Origin of the sequence: Haloferula sp. BvORR071 (genome assembly GCF_000739615.1) — a bacterium.
Taxonomy (GTDB): domain Bacteria; phylum Verrucomicrobiota; class Verrucomicrobiia; order Verrucomicrobiales; family Akkermansiaceae; genus Haloferula.
In genome coordinates, this window is the sequence record NZ_BATP01000051.1 from 19,025 (window position 1) to 40,475 (window position 21,451).

The window sequence follows — 21,451 nt, forward strand, 5'->3', positions numbered from 1 at the left end:
AAAGTGCCTTGGGTTGGTCGCTGCCGTGGCGTCACATGCACCGCTGGAGTGCACATCCGGCTGGGTTTCCGGCACACCTGTCGGACAACTCCTGACACTCGGAACCATCCGCCTCCGCAACACCACCCTCAACCCCCCGTGCGGGTGGTTTTGGATTGCACCACGCCGCGGGGATCCGCTGTTAGATCCGGCCCGAAACAAAAAACCGGGGACCGCCTCCGCGATCCCCGGTTGAACCCCTGTCGCATCGTTGAACCCAAACAACAACGCAACGAGAACCTACAAATCAGACCATCAAGGATTCAGCGTCACCCGATAGAAGCCCTTGTTCGCCAGAGGCGCTGGATCACTGTAACTCGTCGTCCCGGCCTGACCCGCATACGCTGCTTGCAGCACTGTCCAAGACCCCGCTGCCATCGTCTGGCTCCGCTCGATCTTGAAGGTCGTCCCGGCCACACTCGGCCACGTGATCGTGCCATTCGCCGCCCGTGTCGCTTGGAAGGCCGACTTGCCGTCATTCGGGACCAGGCCCAGCAGGAACTCCGTCAGGTTGTCGGTGCCATCCTTGTCGAAGTCACCGGCCGCCGTTTCGGTCAGACTGCCGAAGTAGGTCGTCTCCCAAGCATCATCGAGCCCGTCCGAATCGGTGTCGACAATCCCACCACCCGCACTTGTCGGATTCAAGAAGGCCGTCTGCTCATCGACGTTGCTGATCCCGTCATGGTCCGGATCGCCCGCTGCCGTCTGCGCCAGGTTGCCGAAGTAGGAGATCTCCCATGCGTCGAAGAGGCCATCGCCATCGCTGTCCGCGAAGGAGATCACATCCGGCCCGGAGACTTGGAAGAGCTCGCGCTCCACTTCGGTCAGCTTGCCATCCCAGATCCGCACCTCGTCGAAGCTCGCACTGGCGGTGCCATCGCCCGGCCAGATCGAGCGACCCAGCCAGTTGTGCACATCGTTCAGCGTCACCAGATGGTGCGGCGTGAGGAATGTTCCCTTCTGCACCCCCAGCGGATTCGCATTGCCCGCCGGTGCCGAGTACCACCTCACCTGCGTGCCATTCGTCGCCCCTTCGTTGAAGGCCGGCGTCAGCGTCATCACGATGTGATACTTCGTGCCGAGATCGTAGGCACCCGGCAGGTCCAGGGTCGTTTCCGTGGTGTCCTTGATGCCGACCCGGTTGCTGTCGACGTTCGTCCCGGCACTGAAGGCCATGAACAGATACTCGTTGGTCGTATCGTTGTTGAAGTCGAAGATGCGGCCGAACTGCTGGACCTGGTTCTGCGTTGCCCACAGTTCGATCGTCACCGGCGTCATCTTGCCTTGCAGCAGATTCGTGCCCAGATCGACATAGTCGGAGGAGGCGCGGTCACCACCGGTCATGGTCACCTCGTTGCTGCCGAGCGTCGCGTCATTCGCACCCACGTCCACGATCGTGGCATTGGAGCCGCCCACGGAATCATTCAGGTTGCCATTGAAGCTCCAGCGGTGGGTGAGCTGGGCGCGCGTCGGCGTCCATGCCGAACTAGCCGGATTCGAGCCCGCGATCATCTCGGCGAGGTTGTCGCCGCTGTCACCATCGGGGTTGCCCGTCGCCGTCTGTGTCAGATTGCCGAATTTCGCCATCTCCCAGCCGTCGGCCAGCCCATCGCCATCGCTGTCCGGCCACTGGGTGGAATCGATTGGGCTGGTCCCCGCGGTCTCTTCCTGCTCGTTGGTCGAGTAATCGCGATCCGGGTCACCGCTGCCATTCTGCGCGGTCAAGCTGCCGAAGTTCCCGATCTCCCAGGCATCCGCAAGGCCATCGCCATCGACGTCACCGGGGATCGATGCAGCCAGGATCGGGCTGGAGCCACCGCTCTCTTCCTGTTCGTTGCTGAAGCCATCACCATCGGCATCGCCGCTGCCATTCTGCAGCGCCAGCTCGGCGGGCGTCGGGTTCTCGTCGTTGTTGCCGAAGAACTGGTCTTCCCAGAAGTCGCTCAGGCCATCGCCATCGGAGTCGGCATCGATCACCGTCAGCACCACATTGTCCAGGCTCGCCCATTGTCCCTGGGAGTTCTTGAAGCCCACGCCGATCCGCTGGCCGATCGCCGGGCTGCCGGCCGGAATGGTGAAGACCATCTGCTTGTTCAGCCCGTCGGTGGAGGATTGGATCGTGCTGGTCGGGATCTGCAGGATCGCCCCGCCGGACTCATAGATGAAGTAGGCGGCCAGCGTGTTGCCACCCATCCGGTTGTAGGTCAGGCGTAGCACGTTGCTGGCCTTGGCCGCGTAGGGTGGCAGGTTGTAGAGCGCGCTGCCGTTCTGGACATAGGCCTTCATCCCGGCGGTACCGCCACCTTCCACGCCGGTGTCGGTGTAGGTGCCACCTTGCTCGGTCCAGTTCTTCCATTCGTCCACGTCGTTGCCGGCCGCATCCCAGCCGGTCGCGATCTTGGCGGTGTTGATCACGCCGCCGTTGATGGTCTCGAAGCCGCCGTTGCGCTTGCTCAGGCCGATCAGTTCATGGAGCGCAGGCACGCTGGTGTCGCTGTTGGGATTGGTCCCGTAGGCGAATTCGAGCGCGTCCGACCACGAGTCGAAGTCGGTGTCCGCTTGGTTCGGATCGGTCGGCGCATGGCCGAAGGCCACGTTGAGAGTGCCATTCACCTCGTTACCATCGGAGACCCCGTCGTCATCGGAGTCTGCGTCGGTCGGGCTGGTCCGCTGGTTGAAGAAGGCCGCGTTCTTCGAGCCGCTGTCTTCCTCGCCATCGCTCAAGCCGTCGTCGTCGGAGTCGGTGTCGCTCGGTGAGGTCCCCAGTGCCAACTCTGCCGCGTTGCTCAGGCCGTCGCCGTCGAAGTCGCTCGTGCCGCTTTGCAATGCCAGTTCCGCAGGGGTGGGGATGGCGTCGTTGTTGCCAAAGTACTGATCCTCCCAGAAGTCTCCCAGCCCGTCGCCATCGGAGTCACGGTCGGCGATGTTCAGCGCCACTTCATCCAGCCCGATCCACGATGCCGCGGAGCGCAGGCCGATGCCGATCTGCTTGCCGATCGCAGGGCTGCCCGCCGGAATCCGGAAGACCAAGTGGCCCACGCCACCTGCCGCCGTGGTGGTGGCGAGTGAGGCGTCGATCGGTACGATGCTGACTCCCGCGCTGGTATCGCTGTCGTACACCAGGTTCACCGAGAGTGTGCCGGCGGTGGCCACATGGCGCCAGGTCGCGGCATACACGTCACCTTCCTGCGCCACCACATCGGTCAGGTTGTAGACCGCGTTGCCCGCCTGCATGTAGCCGCGCTTGGTGCCATTGGTGGCAGTGCCGGAGGTTTCGGTCCCGCTGTCGCCGTTGGCAGTGGAGACCGGCCAGATCGTCCAGTAGGTCACATCGCCCGCTGCAGCGGTATCCCAGTTCGCGGCTTTAGCGGCATTCGCCGTTCCGGGAGCGGCTCCCAGCAATTCGAAGCTGCCGTTGCGGCGGGTATTGTTGATCAGGTAGAAGAGCGATGGTGCCGGCACGCTGGCCGCGGAATTCGGGTTCGCCTTGTACACCACCTCCTCGTAGTCGCTGATGGTGTCGTCATCCGTGTCGGCATCGTTCGGATTGGAGGGCGCACTGCCGAAGGCGGTGTTGAGCGAGCCGTTCTCCTCCTTGTCGGAGAGCTTGTCGCCGTCGCTGTCGGCCAAGAGCGGGTTGGTGGGAGTCCCGGGCGCGAACAGGTTCTTCGAGCCGCTGAGTTCCTCGCCGTCGGTCAAGCCGTCGCCATCGCTGTCGGCATTGTTGGGGATCGTGCCATCGGTGTATTCCTGGATGTTGGTCCGGCCATCGCTATCGGCATCACCCGCGGCGGTCTGTGCCAGATTGCCGAAGTAGGCGGTCTCCCAGCCGTCATCCATCCCGTCGCTATCCGTATCGACGAAGCGGAAGATGAACTGCGAGGGCGTGCGCGCGACATTCGAGATCCGCACCTCATCGATCTGGCCGAGCAAGCCTTCACCCGAGGTGCCGCGGCCCTCGTTGCCGATCACCAGCAGAGCATCGTCATTGAAATCCACCGAGCGCGCCGCGGTGCCGATCAGGTTGGCGGTGGCATAGAGCGGGTCCGCCTTGGTCCAATACAGCAGCACGTTCGAGCCATCGTAAACCGCCGCCACATGATACCAGTTGGCGGCATTCCAGGCATGCGGGCCGGTCGTCGGGATCGGCACCGTGAAGGTCGCGGATGAACCCACCGCATTGAACTCAAGCAGGCCACCTGCCGTGATCCGGAAGATCAGCCCGCGGTCAGCGGTCGCCCCATTGTCATCCGTGCTGATGATGTGCCGGATGCCGGAGGTGATCGAGGGCACCTTGACCATCGCTTCCAGCGTGAAGCGGTTGCCCACGCCGAAGATATTGCCGTGGTCTGCTGCCTGGTCCGCGGAGGCAGGAGCAGCATCACCCATGTCGAAGGCGTTGTTGCCATTCAGGTCCACGCCCAGGCCGAAGTCCGCGGCCGTGATGTTCGCGGAATTGCCGAAGCCGGTCAGGCCCGCCGCTCCGAGCTGCGATACGCCGGGCGCAGGCTGCGCAATGCCATCGCCCGCATAGGGATTCCCATCGAAGGGAATCGCCTTCTGGCCCGAGGTGCTCAGCGTGCTCGAATTGACCGCCGGATCGCTGAAAGGCGCGGTGGTATCGGCAGGCTCATCCAAGTGGTAGAGGTAGGTGGTATTCGCATCCGCCGCGTACGGCGCGATGCTGGCGGTGGCTTGCCACTGCGATCCGAGGAGCGCGAGCGTGGCAACCGGAAGAAGTCGGTGCGTGTTGGATTTCATGGGTTGTCTGGGGTCGGGGTCTCCGCTGCCGGCGGCCCGAATCGGGGCATCCATTGGCGGAGGCTGGGAGAAGTCGCTTGCTCCTCTGGGCCGGAGCAGGAAACAGGAGCGGCAGCACCGTCCTTGGTTTCACGGCATCTCCTCGCTATCACCCTTTCCAAAGCCCCATCGCATTCCTACCCCCCGTGCGGGTGGTTTTCCGCCACCACGGCGGAACCCAAAAACCTTCCGTGTGTTCCGCGTATTCCGTGGTTTACCGGGCGTTCAAATTTCGCGGGTTTCGCGTCCTTTCGCGGTTGAAAAATCTCCTCCTCCCAAACGCAAAAGCCCCCGAACCATCACTGGTCCGGGGGCTTCAAAATCTCTGAGCTCTAGGCTCTCCGCTTCACTGCCGCGGTGCCGGGGCAGGCGGTGCTTCCGTCCACGGCGGGATGTCCGAGAAGGTCTTCACTGCCGGTTGCTTGAACTTCTCATCCACCATCGTGATCACGATCTCGCGGCGTTCATCGCTCGCCTTCCAGCTCGCGGAGTAGGCGTTGAACCACTTGCCGTCGCCGCTCAGGAATTCCACCTTCGCGGGATACATGTTGTAGTCATCCTTCTTCGCGGACTGCGGGAAAATCGCATGCTTCAGCGGTGGGATCGGCGGGCTGGTGCTGCCGGCGACGATAAAGCGGACCTGGGTCGGCGCCAGGTTGATCGCGCGGATCGTGCCCAGCTTGAAGGAGTCCGTGTCGTCATCATAGGCCTTCACCTCGTATGGGATCTTGGAGCCCGCCTTGGCCGGCAGGAACAAGAAGAGCTGGCGGTTGCTCTTGGCCAGCGGGCCCGTCGCGACCGGCACCGGCTTGCCGTCCGGTCCCAGGGCCTTGCCGATGAACACGGCGTCATTCGTGGCGAAGACGCCTTCGATCACCGGCGAGATGGAGGCGGTGTAGAGCGCCACGGCCACCGGCGCATCATCGACCTTGGCGGCGGGCAGCGCCACCTCCGTCATTTCGCCGACATGCTCCAGGCAGAGCGTGCGGAATTGCACCTTGCGCGTCTGCGCATCGGCGCTGACGGCGGTGAGGCAAAGGCTGGCGACAGCCAGTAGGAGGCGGAGTGGTGGGTTCACTTTCACGGAGCGGGTCAATCTGGTGAGTTTTGTTAAGGACATCAATCGGCTGGCAAGCGCACGGGCGCAAGTACCGTCCTCGCGCGCAGGGAACTCAAATGGGTGGGGTGGGGGAAGCAAATCAGCGGCGGGGAGCCTTCGCGGGTGCTTCGGTCCACGGCGGAATATCGGAGTAGGATTTTACGGTCGGCGTGGTGCCGCCGGCTTCGAGGTAGCTCACCACGATCTCGCGGCGTTCGGCGCTGGCCTTCCAGCTGGAGGAGTAGGCCTTGATCCACTTGCCCTCCGCCTCGCTGTATTCCAGCGATACCGGATACATGTTGAATTCGTCCTTGGTCGCGGATTGCGGGAAAATCACGCTCTTCCCCGCGGCGACTTCCACCGGTGCGCCCTGCCCGAAGGTGTAGCGCACCGCGACCGGCGCCAGGTTGATCGCGCGGATCGTGCCCAGCTTGAAGCTCGTCGTGTCGTCGTCGAAGACCTGTACGTCATACGCCGTGCCGGCACCTTCCTTGGACGGCACGAAGAAAAACAGCTGCCGCGGCGACTTCGAGAGCGTCGCCCGCGCCAGGGGTTTGCTCCCCGGCTCCTTGCCGATGAAGACGGCCTCCGGCGTCGTGAAGCTTGCCTCGATCACCGGCGAGACCGATCCGGTGTAAACCGGGACCGCCAGCGGCCCGTCCTTCGGCTTGGCTCCGGCCAGGTAGACTTCGGTTGCGCCCGTGGCGTGCGCGAAGCCGAGCGTGCGGAATTGCACCTTGCGGGTGGCCTGCTGGGCAGAGGCGCTGCCCAAGCCCGCAGCGAGGAGCGCAAGCGTGGCGGACAGCAAACGAAGGGGAGGCGGTTTCATGGTTCTACCAGAGTCCGGGAGAATTGGAAAACTCCAAGCCAAAAGTAAAGAGGCCTGGACCGGCGCAGGGCCGACCCGGGCCTGAAAAGTCAGGTTTCAGACTTCGTCCTGATTCATCCAGCGGAAGGAAACCGTCTGGAAGCGGCGGCCGAAGGCGACATTCGCGGGCTGGGTCGCCACCAGTTCCGGGGAATCCGCAGAGTCCACGTAGTCGGGCACGCGTTGCACCACCGCTTCGCACCAGGCGCGGGCAGTCACCTTGCCGTCCGGATCACGGGCTTCACCGTAGGCGCGGATCTTGAAGGTATCCGAGCGCACCGTCGCGAAGCTGCCGATCGCGGTGAGCACATCCCCTTGGGAAATGTCCCCCGGGGTGCCGCTGCCGGTGCTGGTGTTCACGATCGCCGGGGCGTTCTTCCAGCCGTAGTTGGCGACATCCGCGGCGGCGATGTTCACGGCATTGCTGTTCACGATGCCGTTGATGCCGCTCTGATCGATCGCAGCCTGGAGCGCGCCCTTCTTGCCCATGTCGTCGCCAGACAGGTGGCGGTTGACGAAGTCGGACATCGAGAGGAAGGGACCGCGCTCGCGGACCTGCTTGACGATTTCCTTGGCCAGGGTTTCCACCTCGGCCGGGCTGAGCTTGCGGTAGCTGTTCCAGAGCTGGTCGCGGGCGGTTCCGCCGGAGTTGGAGCTCAGGGCCGGGCGGCGGGTGCGCAGGATCGGCACGTTGTCGCCGGTGCTTTCCACCGAGCCATTGGCCAGCGGCACCGGAGCATCGGACATCGCCGAGAGCACGGCGATCCAAGCCGACTCCGAAGTGCTATTCACATTGAAGCCACCGCGGGTCATCAGGTAGGCTGCAGACTTCAGGCCGCCGGTTTCCAGCGCGTTCGTGGCAGCGGTCCCCGGTGCCAAGCCCGGACGCAGGAAGGCCGTATTGCGGGAGTTCGGGAGCTGCGCCTTGCCGTTGAAGAAGTCATTGGCCAGATCGGTTTGGGACTTCGCCGCGCTGCCGGTGTAGCCGGTGCCTTGCAGGGTTGCCAGGGTCGAGAAGAAGTAGCGGTCCCACATCTGGTCGTTGGCCAGCCAGGAGTGGTCCAGGTAGGTCTTGCCGGCACCGGCGCTGAAGCGCGCGGAGGCGGGGGGCAGCGCCGGGTGGGCCCGTGACTCACCCACGGTGTAGGTGAAGTACGGTGGTGCGCCCATGGTGCCCACGTTGGCGTGGCGCAGTTGCGCCACCGATTGCAGCGGGGCCACCGGGATCTCGTAGTAGGTGCCGGAGGTCGAGCCGCGGGTCGCGCCGTGGCCGCCGAAGAAGAAGGCCTTCTCGCCATCCACCTCGATCGCCGCCGTGCCGGCACGCACCGGCGTCAGGATGAACTCATAAGGATTCGCGCCCTGGCTGGAGCCGGAGATGAACTCGCAAGTCGCCATCTGCACTGCCGCGCCGGTATCCGCCGCAGGCCGCGAGCGGGTGAAGGACTCCTGGGTCGTCTTGCCGCTCAGGCTGAAGATCGCGAAGGGCTTCGCCTTCTTGTAGTTCTTCACCATCGTGCCGTTCGACTCGTAGATGGTGCTGCCCGTGATCGGTGCTTCCACGGTCGGCTTGGGGAAGGTCTCCGGGAAGCTGCGGGTCTCGGGGAAGCGCGGGGAAGTGCCTTCCTCAAGCACGGTCTTCAGCTTGCCTTCATTCTGGAAGAAGACCTGGGTGGTGGCGTAGTCGAGGACCGTGCTGCCGGTCTTCAAGCGCATCGTGATCGAGAACTTGTTGTTCGGGGTGCTGGGCTGCGGCTTGGGGCCGTACTTCACCATCACGGTTTCGGTCGGCTTCATCGGGATGATGCCTTCGCCGGTGCGGGCCGTCAGCCAGGAGGCACGGGTGCCGGAGCTCGGTGCCAGCCAGTCGACATCGTAGCCCACGCCGTCACTCGGGCCGGCGATCATGCCGGGGGCCATGTTCTTGCCCTGCTGGGTCTTGTCGTTGCGCCAGTCGAACATCGTGTTGCCGTCGCCCTCGCGGTCTTGCTCCCAGGTGAAGGTCGGCGGGAAAGGCTTGCCGAAGATGCGGGTCTCGCCGGGGCCCATGACCACTTCCTTGGCCGCGGCCACGTCGCCGGTCAGGATCATCTTGAAGATCTTTTTGGAGCCGCCGCCTTCATTGCCGACGTAGAGCTGGTTGAAGGCCTTCACGTCAGAGGTTGCTGCCTGGCCGTTGATGAAGAACTGGAAGCCCATCGGCAGGTCCGCGAACTCCATCTCGATCTCGGTGAAGCGCAGCGGCACGTTGTAGGGATTGTGCAGCGTGATCACCGGCATGTACATCAGGTGCAGCATGTACGGGTAGCCGGCGGCGTTCAGTGCCGCAGCGCGGCCACCGTGCACATCACGCGCGATCAGGCTGAAAACGATGTCCACCTTTGCCAGCGTCGGCATCAGGATCGACTCGCGGAGGGTCGACATGTTCGGCTCGAAGCGCACGTCGCGCAGCGTCACGTCACTGGTCTGGGCCAGGCGGAAGTTGCGGGTCACGTAGGCCTTCAGGCCGGCCTTCGGGTTATCGTTGGCGTTGGTGCGCTGATAGAGGCGATAGTAGTGCTGGTAAGCGGCCCACAGCGGGTCGGAGTTGGTCGCACCGGTGAGCGGCGTGTTGGTGTTGGAATACACCCGGCGGGTCGAGAAGTCGCTCGGCAGCGTCGCGGTGTCGAAGAGCACGCTCAGGTCGGTCTTGAGGCCGCCGTTGGCGGTATCGGTCTGCAGCGAGTTCGAGCTGACGCTGAAGTCGTTGAAGTAGCGGTCGGAAGTCTCCTTGTCGGTGGCAGCCAGATCCACTTCGCCGGTGCTCACCAGCTTCGGCAGCTTGCCGGCGAGTTCCTCCTGCTTGCCTTCCAGGAAGTCCATGCCCTTGAGCTTGCCGGCCTTGTTGCGGGCGGGTGCACCCATCCGCGCCACGGTCTCGCCGACGGCATTCTTGCTTTGGTCGGCAGGAGCCAGGTCGATGCGGCCCTTCACGCCTTCATCGAGAGTCGTCCATGCCAGGCCTCCGGTGCTCGCCTTGCCCTTGATATTGGCCAGCGCCACCATCGGCGCGCGCACTTCGGAGGTGGTTGCGTCCTTGCCCAGGCTGCCGGGGCCCACCAGCAGTTGCTCGCTCAGGCTGCCCTTGGAGCCGCTGCTGCTGCCCTTTGGCAGGGTATTCAGATCCGGCTTGGTGGAAGGATCCGGGTTGGACATCAGGTAGCCCATGAAGCGGTCGGTGCGCTCCTTCTTGTAGTCCGGGCTATCTTGCGGCGGGCGCCAGGATTTCCAGGCACCGGTGACGCCCGGCGGGAACTTGCTGTCCACGGCATTGGCCGGAGCGGTGATCCGTTGGTCGGGGCCCGCGCTCTTCTGCAACTGGCCGATTGCGAGTGCCAGCGCCATGCGGGCATTGGCCCGCGCCACTGACAAGGAGTCGCTTTGGCCGGCGCTGCGGATCGAGACGGTCGAAAGGGTCAACAAACCCACCGCCAGGATGGTGAGCAGCACCATCAACGAGAGGGAAATCACCAGCGCAAAGCCTGGTTCCATGCGCGAAAGGGGACGCGTGGAACGATTACCGGGCTGTCGGAGCGAGAAGAGGCGAACTTTCATCGATTCGGGTTTAGAAGCGCAAATTCTAGTCAGGCGTCACGAGATCTCAAGGAAGAAAAGCTAACTTTTTCCCGTGATTCCTGCGTTAATAGGAATCTGTCAGACAACTTCCCCTAGAGGTCGCTTGGGTCAAGCCTTAGGGAGTCTGCCACCACGATGTATATTCCGGGTGCATGTATCACAACCACCCGAGTGGGTAGTACGATTGCGGGTGACTTTTTCTGAAAGATCCTCCCCACGCAGGCGGGACGCTCCCCAATTCCGCTCGGCTGGGACTGTCGGGCGAAGTCTCTCTAACAGCTCTCCAGCCGCCGCTGGCGATGCCCCGGCGGGGGAATCAAATTGTAACCGCGGCCCGCTCCCATGCGTCAGCAAGGTGAGTGGTCTGCATGGCGATTGAGGAGGCGGAGGGATACATTGCGCTTGGGATGTTCCAAGATGCCTTGGGGGCGCTGGACCAAGTTCCGGCACAGCGGCAGTGGGACTTTCAGGTGCTGCGGCGGCGGATACTCTGCCTGATCGGGCTTCAGGCGTGGAGCCGGGGTGATGGATTCGCGCTGATGCTGGCGCAGGGGGATGAGCAGGACCGTGAGATTGCGGCTGCTTTTTTCCACGAAGGGGCGGTGTGGCATGCCCGGCACACCGGGATGGCTCTCGCGCGCCACTGGGCGAATGAAGCCATCATTGCGCGCCCCGAGCAGCGGGTGCTGATGCTGGAGGACCGGCGCTTTCCTGAAGGGGTGCTTCGCGAATCTTGCGCGGCGGTCTAAGGCAGGAGCTTTGAATTGCTGGATTAACCGAGCGTGGTCGTGTCCTGAGGCACGGTGATGGAGCTATGGTCCGCGGCCTTCCGCAGCTCCTTGGTCTCGGCAATCAGAGCGCCGAAATCTTCGGCGGAAAGCAAGTGGGCGGAAACCACCGGCCCCAGGTTCTTCAGGAGCCCGGTCACCGTATCGAAGCGCTCGGATGGGATCATAAGGGTGACCCATTCTAACAACCCTGCATTAGAGACCCGTTAAAAGATGCCGTCTGGCAGGCGTGGCGTGATGGTGCTTTTTGCAACTCCCGGAAGACTGCTGCCGAGTTGCTTGCGATGCTGACGCCCTTCAATTCCCGGTCCCCAGCAACAAGGAGAACTCAGTCCGGTCGTTGCCGTTTTCGATCCGGTAGAGAATGCGGTTGATCCCTTCGCGGAAGTGCACCTTGCGGTAGCCTTCATCGGCACGCCAGGGCTTGGCACCCTTGCCGCCGCTCCAGACCAAACGGTCGTTGAGCCAGATCTTCGAGTGGTCGTCGCTGCCGATGGCGACCCAGAGGTCGGCGGCCTTTTCCAGCGTCACTTCGGCATAGGCGTAGTAGACCGCATACTGGAGATTGAAGCGGTAGCTCATCTCCTCGTTCAGACCCTCGATTTTGCGGGCCTGGTTGTAGGCGCGGAAGGGCGGCATCACATTTGGCGTGACGGATTGGAAGGACTCCCAGCCGATGCTGACGCCGTTCTTGCCGCTGTAGCTGGCATCGAGGTCGACCAAGCTCTCCGGCGGGAAGCGGGTATCAATGTTCTCGCGGTGCGGGTTGTCGAAGGGGCCGAGGATCTGCCAGTGGTCCACATAGGACCATGGCTGGGCCGGGCCGGGAGCTTGCCCGGCAGAGCCCGGGAAGGCGGGGATGCTGCTGCCCGTGGCAGGAGGTGCCGGTGGACCGCCCGGACCTCCCGGCAGCAGGATGCCAGGCTGGCGGCTGGCGGTGAGATCGAGGACCTTGGCACCGCTACCGGAGTCGTCGGTTAGGGCGGGGTCACGGTCGCGGTTGCTGGCTTGGTTGAGCATCGCGTGGCCGCTGCGGAGTATCGCGGTGATCTGGCCGCGGGCGAAGTCCCAATTGGCGGCGGAGGTGGAGCGGGCGGTGGAAGCGGTGAGGAAGGAGATCTGCGCTCGCTTGGCCGGGGGCAGCTCGCTCATTGCAAAGGCATGGCGGAGCGGAATGCGCCGGGTCATCGCCAGATCCATCGCGCGCTGGCGATGGTAGCTCGCGGCGATCGCCTGGTCCGTGAGCAGGGCGTAGTCGTAGCAGGCTTGGAGATTGTCCTCCGCGGGCATGGTGCCGGCCGGGGTGGATGCGGTGCCGAGCGCTTCTAACAGCTCCGCCTCGGGCGGAGCGCTGGCCTCCACGGCGGCGGGGGCAAGCTGCGCCTTGTGCTGGAGTTCACCGGCTTCCTTTTGCAGGGCGGCGAGTTCACCGTGAAGCTTGCGCAGGGTCAGGTCGGCCTCGGTCGCGGGCTGGGCCTGGCCGGCGAGCACGACCTCGGCATCCATCACGCGGCTGCGGAGCTTCTCGAGATTCTTCTGCGCATCGGCGAGCTGCTTCTCGTCGGACTTCAGTTGCTCCTTGAGGGTGGCCTGCTCGGACTGGACTACGGCGCGCTGGGATTCGAGGGCGGTGGCATCCGTGGGGCTGGCGCTTTTCAGCGCGGCTTCCAGGCGGTCGGCCATGGCATTCAGCGTGGCGAGGCGCAGATTCAGCTCCTCGATCTCGCCGGGCTTTTCCGCGATGCGGTTTTCTGCACGGGTGAAATGATAGGTGACGTGCTCATACTGCCCCTCGTCCGGCGTGCGCTGCCGTGAGCCGCGCGCGACATCCCGTGCCTCATCGAGTTTCTTGAGCGCTTCGCCGACGCGGGCCTGGGCATCGATGGCCGCCTGCTGGGCGCGGGCTGCCGCGGCCTGCTTGTCCCCGCAGAGCGAGAGGATGCCCATGATCTCCTCCTGGCGGGCGGCGATGGTGACGAGGCGCTGGCGGGTGAGCTGGTGTGCGGCGTAGAGGCGATCGAAGCTGGCGTTCGAGCGCATCGCCACGAAGCGGTCGAGATCGCTGGTGGAAGAGTCGAGTACCGCAGCGATCTCCGCCTGGGCCTTGGCGGTCTCGGCCTGCAGGCTGCTGGCATCGGCCATGGCATGACTGGCACCGCGGCTCGCGTAGGCCAGGAATTGCGCCCGGGTGTTGGCTTCCAGTCCTTCCATGCCGCGGCGGAGCTCCGCCAGCTCGCGCAGCTTGTCGCCCAAGGGTTCCGCATTGTTGGCGGCTTGTTCCGACAGGGGCAGGCCACCCTGGCTGGGGTCGCTGCTCCGGCTCTGCAGCAGGATCGCCCCGATCAGCAGTCCGCCGCACACGACGAGCCCTGCCACCCATCCACGGTCGATGGTGGCGGCGGGGCGCTCGGGGCTGGCGCAATCGGTCTTTCCGCAGGGCGGCACGGCAGGCGGTGGATGGGTGATAATAGTGGCGGGCTGGCCCAGCTTGATCCGACGGGTCTGCGGACAGGTCCAAGGCAGGCTCCCGTAAGAATGGAAGGAAGCGCCCGCCCCCTGCAACTCACAACCCCCCGTGCGGGGGGTTTTCAAGAGAGAAGCAGCGGTGGAGGCTTTCCGCTACGGCACTTGCCAGCCTGAAGCCCGACCCGATACTCCACGGAACCTTGCGGAAACCCTTCGCCCAGCGCCTGAGTTCTCTGCCCGCCCGAGCGATCCTGTTGCTCGCCGGCTGGCTGGCGATGTCTGCCCCGGGAGCGGGTGCGGCGCAGTCAGGCGGATACCTCAATCACTTCTGGCAGACGGCGGAGGGGATGCCGAGCAATGTGGTCTCCGGGATGGCGCGGGATGCGGCGGGCTTCCTGTGGATCGGAACCGGAGCGGGGGTGGCGCGCTTCGATGGCAACCGCTTCGAGCTTCACTCGCTGGCGGAAGGATTGCCGGACACGCAGGTACACACGCTCTACCTGGACCGCGCGGGGCGCCTGTGGGTGGGCACGCGGCGGGGCGCGGCCTATCGCCAGAATGGCAAGTGGACGACGGTGCCGGACATGCCGCTGGAATCGGTCTTCTCGATCGGCGAGGGGCCGGATGGTGCGGTGTGGCTGGGGATGTATCGCGGCTGCTACCGCTGGAACCACGGCCATGCGAAGAAGATCGATCTGGGAGAGATCCCGGCGGACACGCGCTCCTTTCTGGATGATGGCTACGGCGGAGTGTGGATCCTAACAGCCGGGCACCTGTGCCGCTGGTATCCGGACCAGCCGGAGAAGGCCGTCTCCGTGGCGGGACCGTGGAATGGGCATGACCTGCGCGATCTGGCGCGCGATGCGAAGGGGCGGATGGTGATCTGTGGCACCGGCCTGCTGCTGCGCGAGGATGACGATGGCGAATGGGAGAATCTGGGTGAGTCGATGCCGGAGGGGAATGCGGGTGCGAACATGGCCTGCACCACCACCCCGGATGGCACGCTGTGGGTGGCGACGCGCGACCGCGGGCTGATGTGCCTGGACAGTGAAGACGCCTGGACGACGCTGAACTCCGCAAAGGGTGAGGTCTCTCTGGATGATGTGCGCGCGCTGCTGGTGGATGAGGATGGGCTGGTGTGGGCGGGCACGAATGGTGGCGGCCTGAACTTGCTGCGACGGCGGCCCTTTGACAGCTATGGCTCCGCGGAGGGGCTGGGGCGGACGGTGACTTCCTCGCTGGTGATCGACCGCGATGGCGGGGTGTGGGCGGGGACGGATGGCGGAGGCATTCTCAAATTCCGCGGCGGGCGCTTCGTGCCCGGCTTTCCGAATCTGAAGCTGCCGGAGAACGGTCTGATTTGGTCGCTGTGTGGGGGAGGTGACGGCAGCCTGTGGGCGGGGACTTATCGCGATGGCTTGTTGCGGATCCGCGAGGGTGGCTTCGAGACGGTGGATCTGGGCGATGGGACGGCGGAGTCGATCTCCGCGCTGTATGAGGGGCAGGGCGGGCGTCTGTTAGTCGGGACTCATGACCGCGGGGTGTGGTGCTGGCAGGCGGGGAAGACGAATTTCATCGGCGGTCCGCAGGGTGACCAGACGAGCATCCATGACATCCTGGAAGACCGCGCGGGCAACATCTGGGTGGCGGCGGGCTCGCAGGGGCTGTGGCGCAGGACGGGAGAGGCATGGCAGCGGGTGGGGGAGGAGCCGGGCAAGGATGTACTGAATCCGGGTGTGCTGTTAGAAGGTAGCGGCGGGGAGCTGTGGATCGGCACGCTGGGGCAGGGGCTGGTGCGATACCAGGATGGCAAGCTGGAGCGCTGGACCACGGAGCAAGGGCTGGCGAGCGACATCGTGGTGCAGATTCTGGAGGACGATAGCCACAACCTGTGGATCGGCACGGACTCGGGATTGCAGCGGCTGTCGCGTGAGGAGCTGGTGCCGGGCAGTCGCTTCAGCGGGGTGCGGCTGGGCCGTGAGGATGGGCTGCCGACGCCGCAATTCAGCGGTGAGCATGGCAATCTCTGCGTGCGGGCGAAGGATGGCAGCCTGTGGTTTTCACTGGCGTCCGGCGCGATTCATCTCGATCCGCGGAAGTTCTCGAAGGCGCCGCGCGCGCCGTTGGTGTCGATCGAGTCCGCGGCGACGGATCGTGGCTTGCTGTGGCAGAAGGAAGGCTCGCTGCGCCAGGATGAGATCGAGGTGGAGCCGGGCTCGGGCACGCTGAAGATCCGCGTGGCTTCGCCGGAATTCGTGGCGCCCGAGCGGGTGCGGATCCGCTACCGGATGGACGGGCTGGAAAGCGAATGGCAGGAAAGCGATGGCGGGCGGGTGGTGAGCTATGCCTCGCTGCCACCGGGGAGCTACACTTTTGAAACCGCGGTGGCGGGGCGCGATGGCACCTGGAGCAAGCAGCCGGTATCGATCCCGGTGGAGATCAAGCCCTTCTTCCACCAGACCCTGGCCTTCCGGATCATCAGCTTCAGCCTTGGCCTGGTGCTGCTGGGCTTCGGGGTGCGGGCCTGGTCGCTGCGGCGGATCCGCAAGCGGATGGCGCTGCTCTATCAGGAGCAGCGGGTGGAGCGTGAGCGAGCACGGATCGCGAGTGATCTGCACGATGATCTGGGCGCGAGCCTGACGGAGGTGAACTTCCTGGGAACAATGGTGGCGGATGCGGTGCCGGAGGGGCCGCTGCGGCAGCGGATCTCGGGCATCGTGGAGCGGGTGCAGCGGATGGCGAAGTCGCTGGATGAGATCGTGTGGACGGTGAATCCGGCGAACGACACGCTGAGCTCGACGGCGAACTATCTGTGCTCCCGCACGCAGGAGAGCCTGGGTGCGGCGGGTATCCGCTGCCGGCTCTCGGTCGATGAAGCCTTGCCGAAGATGGTGCTGGATTCCGATGTCCGCCACCAGCTGCTGCTCGCCGTGAATGAAGCGGTGAACAACGTGATGAAGCATTCCGGATCGGCGGAGTGCCATCTGGGTCTCGCGGTCCGCAACGGCGTGCTGGAGATCGTGGTCGAGGATTTCGGCCGTGGCTTTGATCCCGCGGCGGCGCTGGTCTCCGGCGATGGCAACGGCCTCGCGAACTTCCGTCGGCGGATGCAGTCGGTCGGCGGCTCATGCCAGATCAGCAGCACGCCCGGCAGCGGCAGCGGAACCCGCGTCGAATTGACAGTCCCTCTATCATCAAGCACCCTCTAGAACCCATGCCATCGATCGCCATTGTAGAAGACAACCACGTGGTCCGCGGTTGTCTCGAAGAACTGGTCAACACCATCCCGAATTGCGAGTGCGTGGGCACTTTCGCCTCGGCGGAGGAGGGGCTGAAGATGATCCCCACGCTCAAGCCGGACCTGGTGATGATGGACATTCACCTGCCGAATCTCACCGGTATCGAGTGCGCCTCGAAGCTGAAGGCAATCCTGCCAGAGCTGCCCATTCTCATGCTCACCGTGTATGAGGATGAGGAGAAGATCTTCGAGGCCTTCAAGGCGGGGGCGAGCGGCTACATCCTGAAGCGCAGCAAGCCGGCGGAGGTGATCGAGGCGGTGAAGAGCATGCTCGATGGCGGCGCACCGATGACGAGCATCATCGCGCGCAAGGTGGTGGCGTCCTTCCGCGAGGCGGAGAAGGCGGCGAATGCGGACCTGATGTTATCGCGCCGCGAGACGGAGGTGCTGAACAGCCTTTCGAAAGGCTTTTCGAACAAGGAGATCGCGAATGAGCTGAACATTACGATCGAGACGGTGAGGTGGCACCTGAAGCAGATTTACGAGAAGCTGCACGTGCATGGAAGGACCGAGGCGGCGCTGAAGTACATGGGGATGCAGCGGGGCGGGTGAGGCGGGAGCGGCGGGTGACCATTATTATTGGAGATTTGCCGGTCCCCATCCCCTTTGGTGCAAGACTCGCTGCGGGCTTCTGGCGGATTTTCGTTAGGTTTTTCAGCAAGCTTTGACGAAGCCAAGGTTCTTTCCTAGGCTCCGACCATGATTTCGACCCTTGAACTCAGGAACTTTCGTGGACTTGAACACGTGAAGTTCGAGGAACTCGGGCGCGTGAATCTGATTGTGGGGGGAAATAACGCGGGGAAGACCTCGATTCTCGAGGCTTTGGTTCTGTTGCATGGGAATTCAACCCAGTTAACGAAATTGCCTTCGACCTTTCGGCAGGAGGTTCAGAATGACAATGTCGTCAACTTCTGGAGTATGCTCCCTCGGGACAAGAAGTGGAAGGGGTTTTGGGTTTCGGACGGGGCGTTGAATATTACTGCTCACATCAGTGACAAGGAGGTGCGGGTTAATCTTGAGAACGGGAGCAAAGCGGACAGTCTTTTCTGGTTGCAGCAGGGGGGGAAGCTGGGACTCCGAGGGTATGGCGACGGACTTTCTATACTCTCCACTGCTCAGGATCCGCCTGAGAACATTTCCGAGCTATTCAATCGAATCGCGCCGCTCAATCCGAGGAATGAAGATCGGATTCAAGATTTGATCCGCCGGTCGATCGAGCCCCGTCTGCAACGTTTGCGCTATGCAAAGCCGCTAGGTACCAAAAGCCATCTCGTCTATGCAGACGTAGGCGAGGGGGAAATGCTGCCCTTTACTCAACTCGGTCAGGCATTTTCCCGGGCCTTGCAGGTGTATTGCGAGATCTTTGCCAAATCTCCGAAGATCCTGTTGGTTGATGAAATCGAGAATGGCCTCTACTACGAAGGGCTGGAGGACTACTGGCGTGGTCTCTTGGAAGTTCTGGAGGACCAAAACGTGCAGCTCTTTGCCACAACCCACAGCCGTGAGTGCATGGAGGCTGCCCACCGTGCCGCAAAGACAAGGGACAGCTACCCGATACGCTATCTCCGGCTCGACCGACGGGTGGATGATCCCGCCAAGATTGTGGCAACGAGCTTTGGCGAGGAAGTGATGGAGAGTGCGATTCAGTTCAACAAAGAGATGCGATGAACGAAGCTCCTGCACCTGGTCTTGTAATCTGCGAAGGCAAGGAGGATCGCCTAGTCATCGAGCGCTTGGCGCGCAAAGCGGGCATTGCTGCGAATGTGGTCGCCTTCGAGGACTATGATGGAGAAGGGAACTTGCGGAGGTTTCTCCAAGTCTTGAAGGCGGAGGGCCGCTTTACCTCGGGGGAGTTGAAGCGGATTCTGGTCACGCGGGATGCTGATGATAATCCGGCGGCGGCTTGGTTTTCGCTTTCAGGGGCGGTGAATTCCACCTTCGGTCTGGCCGTTGAGTCGCCCGGGCAATGGCATCAGGTGGAAAGAGGGCCACAGATCGCAGCTTGGCTGATTCCGGCTCAAGGAAGTGCTGGGATGATTGAGACCCTTTGCATGAGGGCAGCCTCTGGGAAATCCCAAGAAGCGTTCAACTGCTTGGACCCGTTTGTGGCGTGCTTGGAGGGCTGGCGAAATACCAAGCTCCACGAGAAAGAGCGCTTCGCCTATTGGACGATCTGTGGTCAATCTGACGATCCGCGAAAGCGCCTGTCTTTGGAGCGCGCACTCGATCGTTTGGATATCGACTGGGATCACAAGGCGTTCGCCAGCTTGAGGCAGATCCTGGTGGAGGCTGCGAGCTGAAGCGGCTTCGGGACCATCAATCCGAGGAAGATTACTCCGCGCAGCGGCCTCCGATTGATAGCTGGTGCTGTCTTCTTCCCGCCCCCCATACCGGGTGGTTTTCCCGAAATGCGTTGAGATTCGCGCATTCACCCCGGTATGATCATCGGAACTCGCGTGTGTGGCCGTGCATGACCCGATGGCCGCCGGAGCTTCCTTTTCAAATCCACCGCATTCCGTATCATGACTCCTGCCAATACCATGACGATGCCGAGACCTGCCGATGAGAGTGCGGCGATGGCTGCTGCGGATGCGGCGATCCGGCCCGAGGCTGTGGCCGAGTGCCGCCAACTCTATGCCGCGGTGGAGCGCGAGCTGGCGAAGGTGATCGTGGGCCAGACGCAGGTGATCGAAGAGATCATGATCTCGATCCTGACCAAGAGTCATGCGCTGCTGGTGGGTGTGCCAGGCCTGGCAAAGACGCTGCTGATCTCGACGCTGGCGGATGCGCTGGCGCTGAGCTTTCGCCGGATCCAGTTCACGCCGGACCTGATGCCGAGCGACATCACGGGCACGGAGGTGATCCACTCGGATCCGGTGAGTGGCGAAAAGAGCTTCAAGTTCCATCCCGGGCCGCTGTTCGCGAACATCGTGCTGGCCGATGAAATCAACCGCACGCCGCCGAAGACGCAGGCGGCGATGCTGGAGGCGATGCAGGAGCGCCGCGTGACGGTCGGCGGCGTGACGCGTCCGCTGCCGGTGCCATTCTTCGTGCTGGCGACGCAGAATCCGCTGGAGCAAGAGGGCACCTATCCCTTGCCGGAGGCGCAGCTCGATCGCTTCATGTTCCTGATCCATGTCGGCTATCCGACCGAGGCGGAGGAGCTGGAGGTGATGAAGCGCGGCACCAGCAAGAGCGGTGAGCCACCACGGCCGGTGCTGGATGCGGAGGCGATCGCGCGGATGCAGGACACGGTGCGCAACATTCCCGTGGCAGATCATGTCTTCCAGTATGCGCTGAAGATCGTGCGGGCGACGCGGCCGAAGGAGGAGGGTGCAGCAGGAGATTGCGCGCGCTACCTGAGCTTCGGCGCGGGACCTCGCGCGAGCCTGGCGCTGATCATGGCGGCGAAGGCGCACGCGCTCCTGCGTGGCAGGCTTTTCGCCGGCTGCGCGGATATCGCGGCGGTGGCTCCATCGATCTTGCGGCACCGCATCGCCGTGAACTTCAGCGCGCAGAGTGAAGGCATCACGCCGGATGACATCGTGAAGCGTATCCTTGCCGCGATCCCGCCCCATGAATCCGCCTGAGTTTGATCTGCTGGATCCCGAAGCGGTGTCGCGGGGCGACGCGCTGGGCATCATGGCGCGCAAGATCGTGGAGGGCTACCGGGTGGGTGAGCACCGCTCGCCCTTCCATGGCTTCGCGATCGAGTTTGCGCAGCACCGTGAATACTCGATCGGCGACGACACCCGCCACCTCGACTGGAAGGTGATCGGCCGCTCGGACCGCTACTACATCCGCCAGTATGAGCAGGATACGAACTTCGTCACGCAACTGGTGGTCGATGGCAGTGCCTCGATGAACTACGGATCTAGTAAATTGACCAAGCTGCACTTCGCCAAGGTGCTGGCCGCCTGCCTGGCGCACGTGATCCTGCTGCAGCGCGATGCGGTGGCGCTGGCGCTGGTGGATGAAAAGGTGCAGGACTACATGCCCCGCACGGATAGCCCGGGCAGCATCCAGCAGATTATGGAGCGGCTGGCGCGCTTCCAGGGGAGTGCGAAGACTTCGCTGGGGGAATCGCTGCTGCAAGTATCGCGGGAGGCCCGCAAGCGCGGGATCACGATCATCATCAGCGATCTGCTGGATGATGAGGAGGGGCTGGCCCGCGGGCTGGAGCGCCTGACCTATGGCGGGCATGAGGTGATCGTTTTCCACACGCTGGATCCGCATGAGCTGACCTTTCCCTTCGATGGCACCTGGGAGTTCCGCAATCTGGAAGGCGCGGATCGCTTGAAGATTTCCCCCGCGGATTTCCGCAAGACCTACCTGAAGAACCTGGAAGCCTTCACCGCCCGGGTGCGCGCGACCTGCGAAAAATTCCAAGCCCACTACCTGCTGGTGGACACCGGCAAGAACCTCGCTGAAACCCTGAGCGGCTATCTCGCCTTCCGGCAGAAGGCGGCGCGTTGAGA

13 protein-coding genes are annotated in these 21,451 nt (G+C 63.5%); 7 read left to right on the forward strand and 6 right to left on the reverse strand.

Translation table 11 applies throughout. From position 1 onward, the window contains the following. Positions 1-294: 294 nt before the first annotated feature. The 4 genes from BV071_RS25200 to BV071_RS25215 form a co-directional block, all read right to left on the reverse strand. Positions 295-4,800, reverse strand: a complete 4,506-nt coding sequence (locus tag BV071_RS25200; protein ID WP_035613151.1) for a LamG-like jellyroll fold domain-containing protein — start codon at positions 4,798-4,800, stop codon at positions 295-297. Positions 4,801-5,185: 385 nt separating this feature from the next. Then, entirely contained in the window at positions 5,186-5,917 is a 732-nt protein-coding gene (locus tag BV071_RS25205) for a hypothetical protein (RefSeq protein WP_265594862.1), read from the reverse strand. A gap of 121 nt (positions 5,918-6,038) precedes the next feature. After that, positions 6,039-6,767: a hypothetical protein gene (locus BV071_RS25210; protein ID WP_265594863.1), complete on the reverse strand. Its 729-nt coding sequence runs from the start codon at positions 6,765-6,767 to the stop codon at positions 6,039-6,041. A 96-nt stretch (positions 6,768-6,863) separates the two neighbouring features. Further along, entirely contained in the window at positions 6,864-10,337 is a 3,474-nt protein-coding gene (locus BV071_RS25215) for a hypothetical protein (protein ID WP_035613162.1), read from the reverse strand. Positions 10,338-10,843: 506 nt separating this feature from the next. Between BV071_RS25215 and BV071_RS25220 the strand changes: the two genes are divergently transcribed. Continuing rightward, positions 10,844-11,170, forward strand: coding sequence for a hypothetical protein (locus BV071_RS25220; protein ID WP_265594864.1), 327 nt, complete (start codon positions 10,844-10,846; stop codon positions 11,168-11,170). A 23-nt stretch (positions 11,171-11,193) separates the two neighbouring features. Here the strand turns inward: BV071_RS25220 and BV071_RS25225 are convergent, their stop codons facing one another. Further along, positions 11,194-11,376, reverse strand: coding sequence for a hypothetical protein (locus BV071_RS25225; protein WP_035613169.1), 183 nt, complete (start codon positions 11,374-11,376; stop codon positions 11,194-11,196). Between the two features lie 130 nt (positions 11,377-11,506). Next, entirely contained in the window at positions 11,507-13,654 is a 2,148-nt protein-coding gene (locus BV071_RS25230; RefSeq protein WP_265594865.1) for a hypothetical protein, read from the reverse strand. 221 nt (positions 13,655-13,875) lie between these two features. On the opposite strand from BV071_RS25230, the gene BV071_RS25235 reads away from it, so the two are divergent. From BV071_RS25235 to BV071_RS25260, 6 genes are all read left to right on the forward strand, one after another. After that, positions 13,876-16,884 carry a sensor histidine kinase gene (locus BV071_RS25235; protein WP_035613175.1) on the forward strand — a complete coding sequence of 1,003 codons (3,009 nt, stop codon included), beginning with the start codon at positions 13,876-13,878 and terminating at the stop codon, positions 16,882-16,884. A gap of 5 nt (positions 16,885-16,889) precedes the next feature. Continuing rightward, positions 16,890-17,525 (forward strand): response regulator transcription factor, encoded by a 636-nt coding sequence (locus BV071_RS25240; RefSeq protein WP_035613178.1) that lies wholly within the window; start codon positions 16,890-16,892, stop codon positions 17,523-17,525. A gap of 147 nt (positions 17,526-17,672) precedes the next feature. Next, positions 17,673-18,641 carry an AAA family ATPase gene (locus tag BV071_RS25245; protein WP_035613181.1) on the forward strand — a complete coding sequence of 323 codons (969 nt, stop codon included), beginning with the start codon at positions 17,673-17,675 and terminating at the stop codon, positions 18,639-18,641. Beyond that, complete coding sequence (locus BV071_RS25250; RefSeq protein WP_035613185.1) at positions 18,638-19,273, forward strand: DUF3226 domain-containing protein; 636 nt, start codon at positions 18,638-18,640, stop codon at positions 19,271-19,273. The genes BV071_RS25245 and BV071_RS25250 overlap by 4 nt, the downstream gene beginning before the upstream one ends. Before the next feature lie 222 nt (positions 19,274-19,495). After that, the gene (locus BV071_RS25255; protein WP_265594867.1) at positions 19,496-20,563 is read left to right on the forward strand and encodes a MoxR family ATPase; all 1,068 of its coding nucleotides are present in this window, start codon (positions 19,496-19,498) and stop codon (positions 20,561-20,563) included. Beyond that, a complete protein-coding gene (locus tag BV071_RS25260; protein WP_035613187.1) occupies positions 20,550-21,449 on the forward strand; it encodes a DUF58 domain-containing protein in 900 nt (299 codons plus the stop codon). Before BV071_RS25255 ends, BV071_RS25260 begins: the two co-directional genes overlap by 14 nt. Positions 21,450-21,451 lie beyond the last annotated feature (2 nt).

Bases quoted from the DNA above. Each gene is read 5' to 3' on its own strand.
- BV071_RS25200 (WP_035613151.1), bottom strand. From the start codon at position 4,800: ATGAAATCCAACACGCACCGACTTCTTCCGGTTGCCACGCTCGCGCTC.
- BV071_RS25210 (WP_265594863.1), bottom strand. From the start codon at position 6,767: ATGAAACCGCCTCCCCTTCGTTTGCTGTCCGCCACGCTTGCGCTCCTC.
- BV071_RS25215 (WP_035613162.1), bottom strand. From the start codon at position 10,337: ATGGAACCAGGCTTTGCGCTGGTGATTTCCCTCTCGTTGATGGTGCTG.
- BV071_RS25225 (WP_035613169.1), bottom strand. From the start codon at position 11,376: ATGATCCCATCCGAGCGCTTCGATACGGTGACCGGGCTCCTGAAGAAC.
- BV071_RS25240 (WP_035613178.1), top strand. From the start codon at position 16,890: ATGCCATCGATCGCCATTGTAGAAGACAACCACGTGGTCCGCGGTTGT.
- BV071_RS25245 (WP_035613181.1), top strand. From the start codon at position 17,673: ATGATTTCGACCCTTGAACTCAGGAACTTTCGTGGACTTGAACACGTG.
- BV071_RS25250 (WP_035613185.1), top strand. From the start codon at position 18,638: ATGAACGAAGCTCCTGCACCTGGTCTTGTAATCTGCGAAGGCAAGGAG.
- BV071_RS25255 (WP_265594867.1), top strand. From the start codon at position 19,496: ATGACTCCTGCCAATACCATGACGATGCCGAGACCTGCCGATGAGAGT.
- BV071_RS25260 (WP_035613187.1), top strand. From the start codon at position 20,550: ATGAATCCGCCTGAGTTTGATCTGCTGGATCCCGAAGCGGTGTCGCGG.